Source organism: Oceanobacillus sp. M65 (assembly GCF_052246275.1).
Lineage (GTDB): Bacteria > Bacillota > Bacilli > Bacillales > Amphibacillaceae > Oceanobacillus_B > Oceanobacillus_B jordanicus.
The window spans coordinates 436,143-450,253 of record NZ_JBQQCJ010000001.1 but is presented as its reverse complement, the minus strand read 5'-3'; the positions used below and the strand labels follow the sequence as shown (position 1 = coordinate 450,253).

General features: G+C 39.1%; 13 protein-coding genes. 3 read left to right on the top strand and 10 right to left on the bottom strand.

What is annotated here, in order from left to right; translation table 11 throughout:
* The first annotated feature begins 25 nt into the window (after positions 1-25).
* Entirely contained in the window at positions 26-883 is an 858-nt protein-coding gene (locus ACTWPF_RS02170) for a metallophosphoesterase (RefSeq protein ID WP_443148164.1), read from the top strand.
* A gap of 64 nt (positions 884-947) precedes the next feature.
* Here ACTWPF_RS02170 and ACTWPF_RS02165 read toward each other — a convergent pair whose 3' ends face one another.
* The 4 genes from ACTWPF_RS02165 to ACTWPF_RS02150 form a co-directional block, all read right to left on the bottom strand.
* On the bottom strand, positions 948-1,991 hold the full coding sequence (locus ACTWPF_RS02165; RefSeq protein ID WP_443148163.1) for a ribonucleotide-diphosphate reductase subunit beta: 1,044 nt from the start codon (positions 1,989-1,991) through the stop codon (positions 948-950).
* A complete protein-coding gene (locus ACTWPF_RS02160; protein ID WP_202606553.1) occupies positions 1,972-2,406 on the bottom strand; it encodes a flavodoxin in 435 nt (144 codons plus the stop codon). The genes ACTWPF_RS02165 and ACTWPF_RS02160 overlap by 20 nt, the downstream gene beginning before the upstream one ends.
* Entirely contained in the window at positions 2,403-4,601 is a 2,199-nt protein-coding gene (locus ACTWPF_RS02155; RefSeq protein WP_161464697.1) for a ribonucleoside-diphosphate reductase subunit alpha, read from the bottom strand. Before ACTWPF_RS02155 ends, ACTWPF_RS02160 begins: the two co-directional genes overlap by 4 nt.
* A gap of 587 nt (positions 4,602-5,188) precedes the next feature.
* Positions 5,189-6,025, bottom strand: a complete 837-nt coding sequence (locus ACTWPF_RS02150) for an MBL fold metallo-hydrolase (protein WP_443148162.1) — start codon at positions 6,023-6,025, stop codon at positions 5,189-5,191.
* A gap of 213 nt (positions 6,026-6,238) precedes the next feature.
* On the opposite strand from ACTWPF_RS02150, the gene ACTWPF_RS02145 reads away from it, so the two are divergent.
* Positions 6,239-7,360 (top strand): DUF3137 domain-containing protein, encoded by a 1,122-nt coding sequence (locus tag ACTWPF_RS02145; protein WP_443148161.1) that lies wholly within the window; start codon positions 6,239-6,241, stop codon positions 7,358-7,360.
* Positions 7,361-7,381: 21 nt separating this feature from the next.
* Positions 7,382-7,948: a LemA family protein gene (locus ACTWPF_RS02140; RefSeq protein WP_443148160.1), complete on the top strand. Its 567-nt coding sequence runs from the start codon at positions 7,382-7,384 to the stop codon at positions 7,946-7,948.
* Between the two features lie 132 nt (positions 7,949-8,080).
* Here ACTWPF_RS02140 and ACTWPF_RS02135 read toward each other — a convergent pair whose 3' ends face one another.
* The 6 genes from ACTWPF_RS02135 to ACTWPF_RS02110 all read right to left on the bottom strand — a co-directional run bounded on the left by ACTWPF_RS02135 (position 8,081) and on the right by ACTWPF_RS02110 (position 14,007).
* Positions 8,081-8,737: a DUF421 domain-containing protein gene (locus ACTWPF_RS02135; RefSeq protein WP_443148159.1), complete on the bottom strand. Its 657-nt coding sequence runs from the start codon at positions 8,735-8,737 to the stop codon at positions 8,081-8,083.
* Between the two features lie 70 nt (positions 8,738-8,807).
* Entirely contained in the window at positions 8,808-10,712 is a 1,905-nt protein-coding gene (asnB, locus tag ACTWPF_RS02130) for an asparagine synthase (glutamine-hydrolyzing) (protein WP_161464495.1), read from the bottom strand.
* A gap of 15 nt (positions 10,713-10,727) precedes the next feature.
* Positions 10,728-11,501, bottom strand: coding sequence for a hypothetical protein (locus ACTWPF_RS02125; protein WP_443148158.1), 774 nt, complete (start codon positions 11,499-11,501; stop codon positions 10,728-10,730).
* Complete coding sequence (locus ACTWPF_RS02120) at positions 11,491-12,024, bottom strand: RNA polymerase sigma factor (RefSeq protein ID WP_443148845.1); 534 nt, start codon at positions 12,022-12,024, stop codon at positions 11,491-11,493. The genes ACTWPF_RS02125 and ACTWPF_RS02120 overlap by 11 nt, the downstream gene beginning before the upstream one ends.
* 256 nt (positions 12,025-12,280) lie before the next feature.
* On the bottom strand, positions 12,281-12,817 hold the full coding sequence (locus ACTWPF_RS02115; protein WP_106898158.1) for a hypothetical protein: 537 nt from the start codon (positions 12,815-12,817) through the stop codon (positions 12,281-12,283).
* Between the two features lie 11 nt (positions 12,818-12,828).
* Entirely contained in the window at positions 12,829-14,007 is a 1,179-nt protein-coding gene (locus ACTWPF_RS02110; protein ID WP_443148157.1) for an Alp7A family actin-like protein, read from the bottom strand.
* Between the last annotated feature and the right edge of the window lie 104 nt (positions 14,008-14,111).

Here is a 14,111-nt window from a genome sequence, read left to right as displayed (position 1 = left end):
TGATAAATAACAAAGGAGAGACACATTGAAAAAGATATTGAGAAAGTGGTGGTTATACGTGTTTATTGGGATCGTTTTGTTAATCGTATTCTTTTATTATCAAAACAATTCTATCGTAATCAGTAAACATACGAAACAATCGGATAACCTGCCAGAAGTGTTTGATGGATATAAAATTGTGCAACTATCTGATTTACATAACAAGTCTTTTGGGGATGATCAAAGCTACCTAGTCGAAAAAATTAAAAAGGCAGAGCCAGATGTCATTGTATTTACAGGTGATGTAATAGATTCAAGGCGATATGATGAGAAACCTAGTATCAAGTTGATGGAAAAAATTGTGGAAATTGTCCCAGTGTATTATGTAACAGGAAACCACGAATGGCGGTCACAGAAATTCAATTCATTAGAGGAAAAGTTAAAAAATACTGGTGTACATGTGATGAGAAATGCAACAGAGGAAATCACTCTAGGGTCAGAGAAAATTAGACTAATAGGAGTGGATGACCCTTCGCATAACACTGGTCTTGAGTCTGACGTCGTGACAACCGGAAATTATATTGAGAGTGCTTTAAAAGATGTTGACGATGAGGAGACGTTTCAAGTTTTATTATCCCATAGACCTGAATTATTTTCTCTTTATAGTAAATATAGGATTGACTTGGTGTTTTCAGGACACGCTCACGGAGGACAGGTTAGAATTCCATTTATAGGTGGTTTAATTGCCCCGAATCAAGGGCTATTACCTACGTATACTTCCGGTGAACATATAGCAAACGACACGACAATGATTGTAAATAGAGGACTCGGAAACAGCCTTTTTCCACTAAGAGTTTTTAACCGCCCCGAAATTGTTGTCGTTACATTACGTACAGATGAATAAGGATTCGATTTATATAGCAAAGATGCTTGGAGGTTATCCAAGCATCTTTATTTAAACGATCATTTTACAAGTCATCAAAACCGTTTAGGTCACTTGTTTTGGTATATTGTCTTGATTTCTGTTCAAAGAAATCCGTTTTTGTACCATCAAAGTTATCCACATAAGCGCGAATCCACTTCATAGGATTCTCTAAGTTCTCTGGATAAATCTCGCTTAATCCAAGCATCCGAAGCATCTTATTGGCACGGTATTTAACATATCCTGCCATCTCGTCCAAATCAATTCCTTCTACATCTTTTAGGACATAAGTGGACCATTCTATTTCTAAGTCAACAGATTCTTTAAATTGCTCATATACCCATTCAATGAACTCTGGGGTATTATAGGAAGGATTTTCATCCAATGCTGCCCGGAATAGTTCCGCGATAAACCGGCCATGCTCTAGCTCATCCCGGTTAATATAACTAATCATCGTAGACGTCCCGACCATTTTATTATGTCTAGCCAAATTATAGAAAAAGGCAAACCCAGAATAGAAGAACATCCCTTCAAGTAATGAAGTATAGACAATCGTTTTTAAAATGTTCTCCATTGATGGTTCTTCCACAAAAGCATTGTATTGCTTAACGAGATTCTCATTTCGTTTTAGAAGAATGGGGTCTTTCCGCCCAAGCTGAAATGCTTCATTCTGTTCATCCAGGGAAACAACGGAAGACAACACATAAGAATAACTTTCATTATGCACTGCTTCCTGCTGGGCGATTACTGCCATAATTGATTGAACAGAAGCATCACTCGCATACAAAGAAAGCAATAATGCTGTGCGTGTTTGTGGTGCATCCAATGTTGACAAGAGACCAATGATTTTTAAATAGGCATCTTGCTCAGACTTATCCAGTGAAGCAAACTGTTTTACATCACTGGACATATTGACCTCATCTGCTTGCCAATAGTTTCCGATCAGTCGCTTGTACATCTTGTACCAGTGTGGGTAGGCAATGTCATTCCAGTTTAATATGCCGCTGGATTTCCCACCGAAAATTCCCGTCGATTTGTTTGGGTTTAACGGCTCTAGTGTTTTAGCCTTTTTAAGCATAGCTTCTTGCATAATTAAGTACTCCTTCCACCCAGTTCTTTACTTTCTTTTCTTGGCTGCCACGGGGGGATTGTTCGATTTTTAGTCCAGCCCATTTGCTGTGATAAAATGTTGTGAGCTTATCTACTGCCTTACAGAACAGCGCATCGCCCCCAAACTGAGTATCCCCTGTGCCAAAGACAGCTACGTTTTCAGGCTTGTAGCCGACTTCGAGCACAAAGTCCTTCACTTCATCAGGGGTGGAACCCATCTCCCACGTGAAAGTTCCAAGAAAAATAAAATCATAATGCTGCGCATCTACAGGCTGGTCGATACCAATTCGGTGAACATCCAGCTGAAGGCCTTCAGCCTCCAGCTGTTCTCCAATAAGTTCCGCTACCTCTTTTGTATTACTACTATAAGAAAGATACGCTATTAGTGCATTCAACTTTGACACCACTCACATTCTTCGACATCGTTGGATGTAGACCGGACATAGTAGGTTGTTTTCAATCCTTCGCTCCAAGCTCGCATATGAAGATCAAGTAAAACAGATGCTTTTATTGTATTTGGCACATAAAAGTTAAATGAAATGCTTTGATCAATATGTTTTTGTCTTGCAGCATTTTGTTTAATAGACCAACGTTGGTCAACGATATACGCAGAACGGCGATAGATATCGTACGTATTATGGTTTAAATCAGGTGCCGTTGTAGGAATTTTAAAGTCCTTCTTCTCTTCGTTGTAGAAGGCCTTGAAAATCGGATCAATACTTGCAGTTGAACCTGCAATCATAGCTGTAGTAGAGTTCGGTGCAACAGCCATTAGATAACCATTACGCATTCCGTTTTCTGCTACTTCTTGTTGTAATGCCGTCCACTTTTCATCGGTATATCCTTTTTTCGTGAAATAGCTTCCTGTTTCCCAGTTACTTCCGGCAAATGCTGGATAGCTTCCTTTTTCTTTACTTAATTCCATGCTATTTTTCACAGTCAGGTAGGCAACCTGTTCATAAAGGTCATCTGCAAATTGAACAGCTTCCTCTGTCTCCCACTTCATGTTCTTCAATGCTAGAAGGTGATGCCAGCCAAAGGTTCCAAGTCCGATAGCACGGTATTTTTGGTTTGTCATTTGCGTTTGCTTGATTGGCAATGTGTTTATATCAATAACGTTATCAAGCATTCGAACCTGTATTTTAATAAGGCGGTCTAAAACACCGTCAGGGACAGCTTTACCTAGGTTAATGGAACTTAGATTACATACAACATAATCGCCAGCTTTATATTTCTTAACAATGGTATCTTCATTTTCTACATATTCTTCCAGAAATTCAGTCGGTGACTGATTTTGCGTTATTTCTGTACAAAGGTTTGAACAGTAAATCATGCCATTATGCTCGTTACTGTTCTGTCTATTTACTTCGTCACGGTAGAACATGAATGGTGTACCTGATTCTAATTGTGACTTCATGATGCGTTTCATAATCGAAATAGCAGGTACTTGTTTCTTTGTAAGAAGATCGGACTGTACACACTCTTCATACTTCCTGCGCCATTCGCCATCGCCTTTTTCTTCATCATAGAAATCTTCAAGGGAATATCCCATTACTTCACGGACTTCATGTGGATCAAATAGATACCAGTCTCCCCTGTTTTCTACCTGCTCCATGAAATAGTCTGGAAGGCAGACACCAGTGAAAATGTCATGTGCGCGCATTCTGTCATCGCCGTTGTTCAACTTAAGGTCAAGGAATGCTTCAATGTCATGATGCCAAACGTCAAGGTAGATTGCGATCGCACCTTTTCTCGTTCCAAGCTGATCGACGTTGACTGCCGTATTATTTAATTGCTTAATCCATGGCACGACACCGCTTGACATGCCTTTGTAGCCTTTAATTGAACTACCACGACCACGGATTTTACCCATATAAACACCGATTCCGCCACCGTTTTTCGATAACTTGGCAATATCTGTATTACTGTCATAGATGGATTGCAGGCTATCGTCTACTGTGTCAATAAAACAGCTGGATAATTGCCCATGTGTTTTCCCTGCATTTGTTAGCGTTGGTGTTGCAACTGTCATATATAAGTTACTTAAAGCCCAATACGCTTCTGTTACAAGTTGCTCCCTTTGGGAGGATTTCTCATCTTGCATAAGATACATCGCAATAACCATCCAACGTTCCTGTGGCAGCTCGTAGATATTCTTTTCATGATCTGTTGCAAGGTAACGTGTTGCAATAGTGTGCAGTCCTAGATAATTAAATAACAGATCTCTTTCAGGGGCGATCATGTTCGCAAACTGATTAATTTCAGCTTTGCTGTATTTATCTAGCAGGTTTGATGCATAAACACCTTCATTTGTTAGTGTCTGTATCAACTCGTATAGATCTCCGTATTTTTTCTCAGGTGCGTAATGGCGGTTTTCACCCGCAAGACGGTAAAGACGATTCAGATAGATTCTACTTGCTAGATATGTCCATTCAGGTGCTGCTTCATCAATATTTTCCAGCGCATTTTTAACAAGTGTATCTGTGACTTTTTCATCAGTCATTTCAGCATGAATGGCTTTTACAGCTTTTTGCTTATAAGCCTCTGTATTCACATTCAAACCTTGTGCTGCCTCGTCAATTAGCTGCATTATTTTTTCTTCATTGGATAGAATTACGGTATTCACGATGAATCCTCCTCTTAATCTATGTAATTACTTCCCCTAGTTTTCTCAATATAAAACCGCTCATCAGACTAATAATGAACGGTTTTTAACCGAGATTACGCACGGAGATTCAAAACGTTAAGCAAAACTAGAAGTTCACTAAAATTTAACTACCTTTTCTAGGTTGTTTTATGGTAAAGTAGAACGTGCGCTATTACGCTTTTCAGCGCCGTTTTCGGGTGTTTTAATCATGTTGCTAATATATTATAAACTATAAAAAACACTATATATAGTGTTTTTTTCTTTACAATCACCAATATCTTGTATTTAAAGACTACCATATTGCAAAAACGAAATCAAGCAAAGAAGAACTCCAAAAATGCTCATAAAAATCTAGGATTTCTTATCATTTCGTTGTTTTTCACCCATTATCTATTTAAAAAATATTTTTTCTCTCTCAACTATTTTTCTAGTTAATAGAGAGGAGGGATTCTATTAAAACATGCCGAATGAATTTAAGCACTTATTAATGCTCAACTACCATTCGGCATTTGTGTTTCCCTCAATTCTGCTTATTTCTCTCCTTCTACATATCGTCCGTGACTCGGAACGGCTATCTCTTTAAAATGATCAGCTAGATTTGTTAACCCATCAAGCAACTTGTCACCCGAAACAGGTACACCATGCCCCGTGACACCATGAAGTGGTTTTAGATGTACTAATTTTTTCACTGACGCTTCTGCAGCCTCCCAATCAGGCGTAAAATACCTTGGTGGCCCATGAATCTCCATCTTCTGTTGTACAACCTCCAACATATCTTCCTGTTTCACTGTTGTAAACGCATCCCCTGCAATTAACGTCTTATCAGTAAAACGAAATGCAGAAATATGTCCTGGTGTATGGCCAGGGGTATGGATCCATTGCCAACCAGGCATAAACGGAATCGTCCCATCGTGTGGCAACTTATGGATGTGCCCTGATAGATCGACTGGTCTATTTGGGAAGAACGCAGATAACTTTGCTACCATGCCACCTGACACGCTTGGATCGGGTTCATTGTAACGCGTTTCACCTGTTAGGTATGGAACTTCTAACGGGTGAGCATAAACCGGCACACCCCACTCCTCTACAAGCTCAACTACAGAACCTACATGGTCAAAGTGTCCATGTGTTAAAATAATTGCCTTTGGCTTTGCTCCTTCTCCAAACAACTGCTCTGCCTCTGCCTTAATTTTAGAAGCAGAACCTGGCATCCCTGCATCAACCAGCACCCATTCCTCTTTATCACCTACATAACATACATTCACAATTTGGTTTGTATAGCAGTGCACCTTATCAGCTACTAATTGTACGTTTCCACTCCCGACAGACGTGAAGGGCATTTTTCTCCCTTCATTCTTGTGGTTCATATGTCATCTCCTCCTCATTTGCTGTTGTTTATCCCGGAGCAACCGTCCGTAAAACACCCACTGATTCAAGTTTCACTTTATTACTTCCCTTTGTTTCCATCCAGATAAACAAGACTGATCGCATAGTGCTTTTGGATTATTTTTCATTTATCTTCCTAGTTTATTGGGATAATTTGCTATACTATCCATAATAAAAAGCGGGAGAGGAAACGGATGAAAAAGTGGGATGAGGCATACCAGCTTGAGCGGTTTGCAAAAACAGAGGAAGAATTTGATGCGTATTATGAAGAAGAGCTAAAAAGCGATGTTGAACGTCTGGAAGCTGAAAGAAGAGAAGCAATAGGCCTGACCAAAAAGCAGGCAATGAAACTATTGCCTGCTTTTGTCGTATTACTATTAAGCTATTTCTTTTGGCCTTTTATTATAGGCTATCTATTTTTTGGCATCCTTTTTATTTGTACCTTTCTTTTTAAAGATATAGAAAGAAATCGTAGGGAACTTGAAAAAAAGATAAAGGAAGAGCTTGTCACAGATATTGTGAAGTTTATTAACCGAAGATTTACTTATTCTCGAAGAAGGTACGTTCCCCAAGAGGATTTTATTAACTCGAACATTTTCGATATCGACCCAAATCGGTATAGTGGGGATGACTTTATTAAAGGAAGTGTAGGCAGCAGTGTAGAAGGAAATCCGTCGGGTAACAGACAACCTAAAACGGAACTAATGTTTTCGGAAGTTAAAGCCTTCCATGTTGTTCCATTTAAAGATAGAGAAGGTAAGAAAAAGCAACGTATCCGCCCACTATTCAAAGGCCTCTTTTTTGTGGCTGATTTCAATAAAGATTTTGAGGGGCTTACCATTGTCACCCCACAAAATGACCGGACGGTTGCGAAGAAGCAGAAAAAGAACAGTAAGGGTAGGTTAGAAGAGGTAGAACTGGAAGACATCGACTTTATGGATACTTTTGATGTTCGAACAACAGATCAGATTACAGCGAGATATATCTTGACACCAAATTTCATGAACAGGTTACTTTCCTTTACAACACGGGATCGAACAAAAGAGATCCCCAAACCAGCTTCATTTAAAGAAGCATCTCGGATTGCGATGAATGCACGCTACTCCCCACAATTAAACTTTGTAAACCCACCTTACTTCTCTTTTAAGGATGGCAAAATGTATTTCTTGCTACCAACAGAAAAAGAGCATTTTACCTTCAGCATCTATTTGCCTTTAACGAAAGAAGTAATGAAGGGTTACTTTCACGACATTAATATTGCCCTAGAACTAGTGGATGAACTAAATCTTAATTTAAGAATATGGAATAAGGAATAAAGCGTAACGAGGAGGGTTTATATGGATACTGGCATGATAATTATTGTAGCTGTAGCAGTTACTTTTATCTTATTTTTTATCTTGAGCTATAACAAGATGAAGAAACAGGAAGTAAATGTGGAAAATGCTTTTAGTGATTTGGATGCTTTTTTAATGAAGCGAGTAGATGAGCTGGATAATCTGGTTCAAACAGCTCGAGTTGCAACGGATAAAGAAATGGAAGTATTGAAAGATGTAACAGCGTTAAGAGCAGGTGTCATGAATGCGCCTAATATGAATAAAAAAATTAAAGCGCACAATACCCTTCAGCAAGAAATGCCTAATATTATGATGAACATGGAAAGCTACCCGGAAATCCAGTTTAATGAGAACTACCTGCACATTCAGCGTTCGATCAATAATATCGAAGAACAAATTCAAGCAGCACGTCGCAATTTTAATTCCCATACAGGGAAGTATAATCAGCTGATTTCTACCTTTCCCCGTAATCTTATAGCCGGTGCTTTTGGTTTTACAAAGAAACCTATGTTCGAGACACCGCCCGAAAAGAGGGAAAACGTCGACATGAAAGCACTGTTTGATAGGTAAGCTACACTGAAAATATATTTTTGACTTTATCTGCCCCCCTTAACATTTTAAATTAAACGTTAGGGGGGAACCAATAACACATTATAATCTCATGCTGTTCTTTTATCTGACTCTAATCCTTTAAGAGATGGATTACTGCAACCGTTTTGGCGGTGTATTCTCATGATGTTTATATTGCACTTCCTTGAAAAGCCCCTCTGAATCAACATTAGATTGTTGAACCTGGGCTGATAAAGACGCTAGCTGGTTACGTAGCTGTTCTACTTCCTTCGTTGGCGTCATTGTTTGTAAATAAGTCTTTAAATCATCAGCCAGCTGTTGAAATTCCTTTTTTGTTACTGGCTGTGAATCTGGCTTTAAGGTGAAACCAACCTGGCCATTGGGCTCAAGTGTTGCCCACTGAACGTCATTTATCCGCTGTACGTTCTGTTGGCGCAGATTCATCTCCAATTGATCTACCGTTAACCGTAGCCTCTTCAAACTCGCTTCTTGTATAACCCCATCTTTTATTAAAACCTTGGACTTACCTGTAATAAGATTTTCGAAAAAATCCCCTTTAATTTGGATAAACTCCATCGCAATTAACGTTAAAACAAGAACTGTACCAACACCTAGTGTGGTCCAAATATTTGCTCCGGCAAGTGGCTGAATTAGTAGGGAACCAATCCCAATCATAATAACCGTTTGAGCCAAAGTCATTTGTGAGATTGACTTTCTACCTGCTAATCGTAATAAAAAAGTCCCTCCTAATACAATGATAATTGACTTCCAAATCCAGTCGAATTCCATCTTAACAACTCCTATAGCCTTCAATTCTTAGAGTTAGTTTGACACACATCCCTATTATTATGCTGGCATACTAGGAAGTCATCTTAGCAGGCTGCTTAAATTGAATTTGTGTGCTCAAGTCATATTCCTTTTCAATAAAGACTTGGTGCCACTGCATGAACATTAGAATTGTCCATAGCTTGCGGGAATAATCCCTTTTACCGGATGCATGACGATCCAATAATTCCAATGCAACCTGCTTCTTTAGCAAGTGATTCGTTTCGCTTTGATTAATGAGCTTTTTAGCCCAATCATACAGTTCATTTCTTAACCAATCCCTGATCGGCACAGGAAATCCCAATTTCCTTCGATCCACTACATGTTCTGGTACAATCCCTTCAGCTGCTTTTCTTAGAATTGATTTAGTGGTGCCAGATGTAAAGTTGGCTTCCACCGGTAGACGTCTTGCAATCTCGAATACTTCCTTATCTAAAAAAGGAACCCGAAGTTCAAGCGAATGTGCCATAGTCATTTTATCTGCTTTGAGCAAAATATCACCCGGAAGCCATGTGTGTATATCGATATACTGCATCTGATGAACCTTATGGGAATTCTCCACATTTCGATACAGTAGTGAAGTCCAATTTTCATATCCTGCTTCTCTATAATAGTGTTGAAGTAATTGCTCCTTATCCGCTTCCTCAAACATTTTGGCATTCCCAATGTACCGTTTTTCAAGTGGTGTCGTTCCACGTTCTAGAAAGCTTTTTCCTTTCGTCCCTTCTGGGAAAATAGCCGCTAGCCGATTTAAGAGATGGAGCAGTTTCTTTGGCATATAATCAAAGACCTTTAAAGATTCGGATTCGCGGTAAATGTTGTAGCCACCAAAGAACTCATCTGCCCCTTCACCAGAAAGAACTGCCTTCACATGCCTCCCCGCCTCTTGTGCAACAAAATAAAGCGGTACACAAGCCGGATCTGCCAATGGGTCATCCATGTGCCACATTATCATAGGCAACGCATTCACATATTCTTCTGCCGTGATATGATAGCTGGAATTTTGTACCCCCATTGCTTCGGCACTTCTTTCTGCAATAGAAACCTCGGAGTAACCGTTCTCCTCAAACCCTACTGAAAAGGTTTTAATGTGCGGATTAATTTCTTTCGCAAGTGCAACAATAAAAGTCGAATCGATTCCGCCAGATAAAAAGGCTCCCAGTGGCGCATCGCTTTGCATATGTTTTTCAACGGAGTCAATGAGCACGTCTCGGACACAACGAATAATTTGTTGTTCATTCCCTATTACCGGCTCAAAGGTTGCATGAAAATAACGTTGTTTTTTAATAGGCTCTTTCCATTCTTTTATAAAATAGTGGCCCGGCTCTAAACGGTTTATCCCTTCTGTTAGACTCATCGGATCTGGTACATACTGAAATGACATATAATGTTGTAATGCTCTTTCATTTATTGCTTGCTGTTGAGATAAATAGGTAATGCTCTTTTTTTCGGATGCCAGTATAAGCTCGCTGTCACTCTCCGTATAGTAGAATGGTTTAATTCCAAAGGCGTCTCTTGCACCATATATTACTTTTTCTTGTCTATCCCATATTAGAATAGAAAACATTCCCCGTAATTCTACAAAAGCATCTACTCCCTTATCTAAAAACATTGCACCAACTACCTCTGTATCTGACTTTGTAATAAACTCATAGCCTTTTTCCTCAAGTTTTGAGCGTAATTGTTTGAAGTTATAAATTTCACCATTAAAGACCATACGATAGCGATCTTCTCCAAATGCCCATGGTTGTTGGCCACCTTCATGATCAATTATGCTTAATCGCTTAAATGAGAGGGCTATAGTAGAATCGTAATAGAATCCATCCTCATCAGGGCCGCGATGGTGAATCAGGTCGCTACTAGCCTTAATTTCGTCTAAATGATCTGGGCTGAATTGTAGTGCATCCTCTTTTAATAAAATCCCAACAAAACCACACATGTTAACACTCCTCTTCTATTCCACTATTTCAAAGCTCTCCAGCATATAATGAAAACGTGCTCCGTGCCCTTCTTCCGCCTCCAAGAAGTATGCCTGTTTAATAACAAACACTTGGTTTTCTCTTGTTTCTGTCACATAGTATCGATGAATTGGTGTATCCCATTGATGTCCTGTTTTGCCAGATTCGTTCGTTGTTTCCTTCCCCATCCCTTGAATTACTTCTGCTTCAATTGGCTCTGTTACATGCTCCTGCCTAACTACTTCTAATCCGTCAGCTGTGATTTCTTGTTCGATATCTTGCAAAACGTCTTCCGTTGTCGTATTCTCTCTTCGACTAATCTCCATATAAACATCAGGATAACGATCACCTAACGGCTCCTTTGTTTCGATACGGTCAACTTCCTCTCCTTTGACCATTTTGTATCGGTCTTCGTCCACATAGATGACATAGCGCAATGCTTCATTCGTTTCCAGTTGGGTGTTGCTCTCTTCCTTTTGACCTTCTATTTCAATTTCTTCCTGTTTTTCCTCTACAAACATATCTTTCAAATTTTGAATCATCGCTTGGCCAGTATCTGTCATGAGCCCGAACGTAAGGAGTATAATTGCTGCTGCTATAGTGCCTAATGCCGCAACGAAGCTTTTCTTCTTCGATTTGCTTGGGCGTTTAGCTTCAAATATATTTTGATGAATTTTGTTCCATGTTTCTTCTTTTAGTTCGGAATCAACGTGAATACGTTTTTGCATTTCCTCTCGCAATTTATCATCAAATTGTTGTTTATTCCTCATCTGCGACACCCCCCATTAACGTTTTCAGCTTCCTTCGCGCTTTATACAGTCGTGATTTAACAGTATTTAGATTCAACTCAAGAATTTCAGCTATTTCCTTTTCTGTAAAATCGTTCAGGTATTTTAATATGAGTACAGTACGGTGGTTTTCTTCCAGTTTATCCATCGCGATTTCGAGATCCTCAAAATCCACTTCATCTTCTGTGCCTGTATGCAAATAATCAAGTAATTCTTCTGACTCCACACTGATTGCCTGTTTTGCCTTTTTTCCAATATACCGCCTTGCCTCATTAACTAATAATTGATAAAACCATGGCTTAAATGGCCTTTTCATATCGAATAAGTGTATGTTTCGGTATAATTTAATAAAAACTTCTTGCACAATATCAGCTGCGTCAGCCTGATTTCCGGTAATGCCATACGCTGTCCGGAGCGAGTAGTCGGCATACACGTCATACAGTTTCTTAAACGCTCGCTGATCGCCTTTTTTAATCTTCTTTATGAGCTTGCTTTCTCTATCCATCAACAGCGCCAATCCTCCTTTTAAATAACGTTCTACTCTATATACCTTAAAAATCTCACAAAAGTTTTCACAGATAGCTTATTTAATTTATATTTTTCATTACGAAAGTGAATGTATTAACATATTTGTGGTTAACGTTGCTCTTCCTTTAGCAAACGTTTACGTGTCCTTAATATGTAAGGCCACTAAATTGTATTCTTTTCCGAGCACAAAAAAAACTGCCATAATAAGTATGCTCACTTATCATGACAGCTTTCTATTTATTCATACTGGCAAAGAAGTCACCTAAGGGATTTTCCTCTTCTTGCTCTTGCTTCACACTCTCTGTTGGCTCTATCTCCAAGCCATCTATATCGACATCATCTAAGTCAAACTCCACATTTTTCGGAAGCTGGAACTCTTCTTTCTTCGTTTGCTCCTTAGCCTCATACGTAGGTGGTTCTTCATCTAGATCATAAGCGTCTCTATTAAGTGAAGCAAGCAAGGTTGTAGCACGCATTGGATCACTTAATAACTGATAGATAAGACTTCCGATCAGTGCTTCCGAATGTTCATGCTTAAGCCAGCTTTTTTGTTCTTTTGTTAGCTTTTGGGGGAGGGGAACGGTAATGGTTTCCCGTTCCCTTGTATGATCCTCATTTAGCCCCTTTAAGACAAATTGCGCAATTTCACTTGAGAAGTTTCTGCGCGCCGTTTCCTTTAATTGTTGTAGCTGCTTTAAAAGATAATCAGGTGTATCAGAAGGCACACGGAATGTGATCGACTGCCCTCTTTCAATTGTTTTCTTTGTCATGCACACTCACCCTACTTAGCTTTAGCTGTGGTAGTTGTCTCTTCTTTTACTTTTTCTTTTTCTGCTTTTCTCGCAAAATCTGTAACTAGCTTATAGTAAGCATTTGCCATCATCCAGATACTCTCATTTTCATCTTCAAAGAACTCGATATTGTACCCATCAAGCTTATTATTTAATGCTTTCAGATAATCTTTAAGGACAGCAGATCCGCCTCCAACAAAATAGCAAATCTCGGATTGAGAATTTTTTGCCCACACATTACGGAGGAATCTATATTCCTTCTTGGCGAGTTCAAGCAAAATGTGATCTGTAATATCATGCACATTTGTTCTGCTTCCCTTTACCATAATATGGTGTCTGTCATTATTTCTCGTTATAATGTCAACCACATCTCTACGACTGTCCAGTTCTACACCATGTTTAATCCGTATTTCTTCGCGAATTTGCTCCAATGACTCGGATACCCCTAGATTGAAGCCTTGTGCTTTATCATCATCCACATTACGATTTCGGATAACCGCAATATCTGTTGATAAACCACCAATATCCTGAATAAGAATCTGTTTATCAATTAATTCCTTGTTGATAACGTTAAGATCGTTATCCATGATGAGGTTAACATAGGCAGCGAAGCCCTCTGGATACACCTTTACTTCATCAAATTTGATGTTCACTTTTTTACCTTGATGTTTTGGTGTTATTAGAAATTCGATTTGATGCACGGAACCTAGGAGTTGAGATCTGTAGCCAACATCCTTTCCTTCTTTCACTTCACGCAATGGCAATCCAGTGCCAAGTGTGTAGTTCGCATCCACTACATCATTTTTTCCTGCTTTAAATGCACCTGATTCTACTGCATCCAACGCTAGGGAGGCAAATAGCATTACAAGCGTTTGATCCTCTTCGGATTTATTACTTCCAATGTCAAGCTCTGTTGAGTTATTCGTTTTTGTAGCTAAATTACCAACACGATAAACGACGTTGTTCTCCTCTAGGGCAGGGGAGTGTACGCGTATATGTAAATTATCTAATACATCTTTTTCATCCAATTCTTCTATTCCGATAACTGGACGGTCCTCCATGTCCTGTGCAACCACATTTGGAATATAGACTTCATTCTCCATTTTTCCAAAGTTTGCTTTCAAGGCATCATTTCCTACATCCACTGCTGCAATTCTTGATTTTGTCATAATAGAAAATCTCCTTTTTATATAGATAGGAAAATATAACAGTGAGACTAGCAAACCCACCACTTCCACATTGGTTAACGGCCGATCTCGCTTTTCTTATTATA

What these genes read in the sequence shown, in the direction of transcription:
- ACTWPF_RS02110 (WP_443148157.1), bottom strand. Translation starts at nt 14,007, where the DNA reads ATGACAAAATCAAGAATTGCAGCAGTGGATGTAGGAAATGATGCCTTG.
- ACTWPF_RS02135 (WP_443148159.1), bottom strand. Translation starts at nt 8,737, where the DNA reads ATGGAATTCGACTGGATTTGGAAGTCAATTATCATTGTATTAGGAGGG.
- ACTWPF_RS02155 (WP_161464697.1), bottom strand. Translation starts at nt 4,601, where the DNA reads ATGCAGCTAATTGACGAGGCAGCACAAGGTTTGAATGTGAATACAGAG.
- ACTWPF_RS02120 (WP_443148845.1), bottom strand. Translation starts at nt 12,024, where the DNA reads ATGGATAGAGAAAGCAAGCTCATAAAGAAGATTAAAAAAGGCGATCAG.
- ACTWPF_RS02150 (WP_443148162.1), bottom strand. Translation starts at nt 6,025, where the DNA reads ATGAACCACAAGAATGAAGGGAGAAAAATGCCCTTCACGTCTGTCGGG.
- asnB (WP_161464495.1), bottom strand. Translation starts at nt 10,712, where the DNA reads ATGTGTGGTTTTGTTGGGATTTTATTAAAAGAGGATGCACTACAATTC.
- ACTWPF_RS02140 (WP_443148160.1), top strand. Translation starts at nt 7,382, where the DNA reads ATGGATACTGGCATGATAATTATTGTAGCTGTAGCAGTTACTTTTATC.
- ACTWPF_RS02165 (WP_443148163.1), bottom strand. Translation starts at nt 1,991, where the DNA reads ATGCAAGAAGCTATGCTTAAAAAGGCTAAAACACTAGAGCCGTTAAAC.
- ACTWPF_RS02125 (WP_443148158.1), bottom strand. Translation starts at nt 11,501, where the DNA reads ATGAGGAATAAACAACAATTTGATGATAAATTGCGAGAGGAAATGCAA.
- ACTWPF_RS02115 (WP_106898158.1), bottom strand. Translation starts at nt 12,817, where the DNA reads ATGACAAAGAAAACAATTGAAAGAGGGCAGTCGATCACATTCCGTGTG.
- ACTWPF_RS02145 (WP_443148161.1), top strand. Translation starts at nt 6,239, where the DNA reads ATGAAAAAGTGGGATGAGGCATACCAGCTTGAGCGGTTTGCAAAAACA.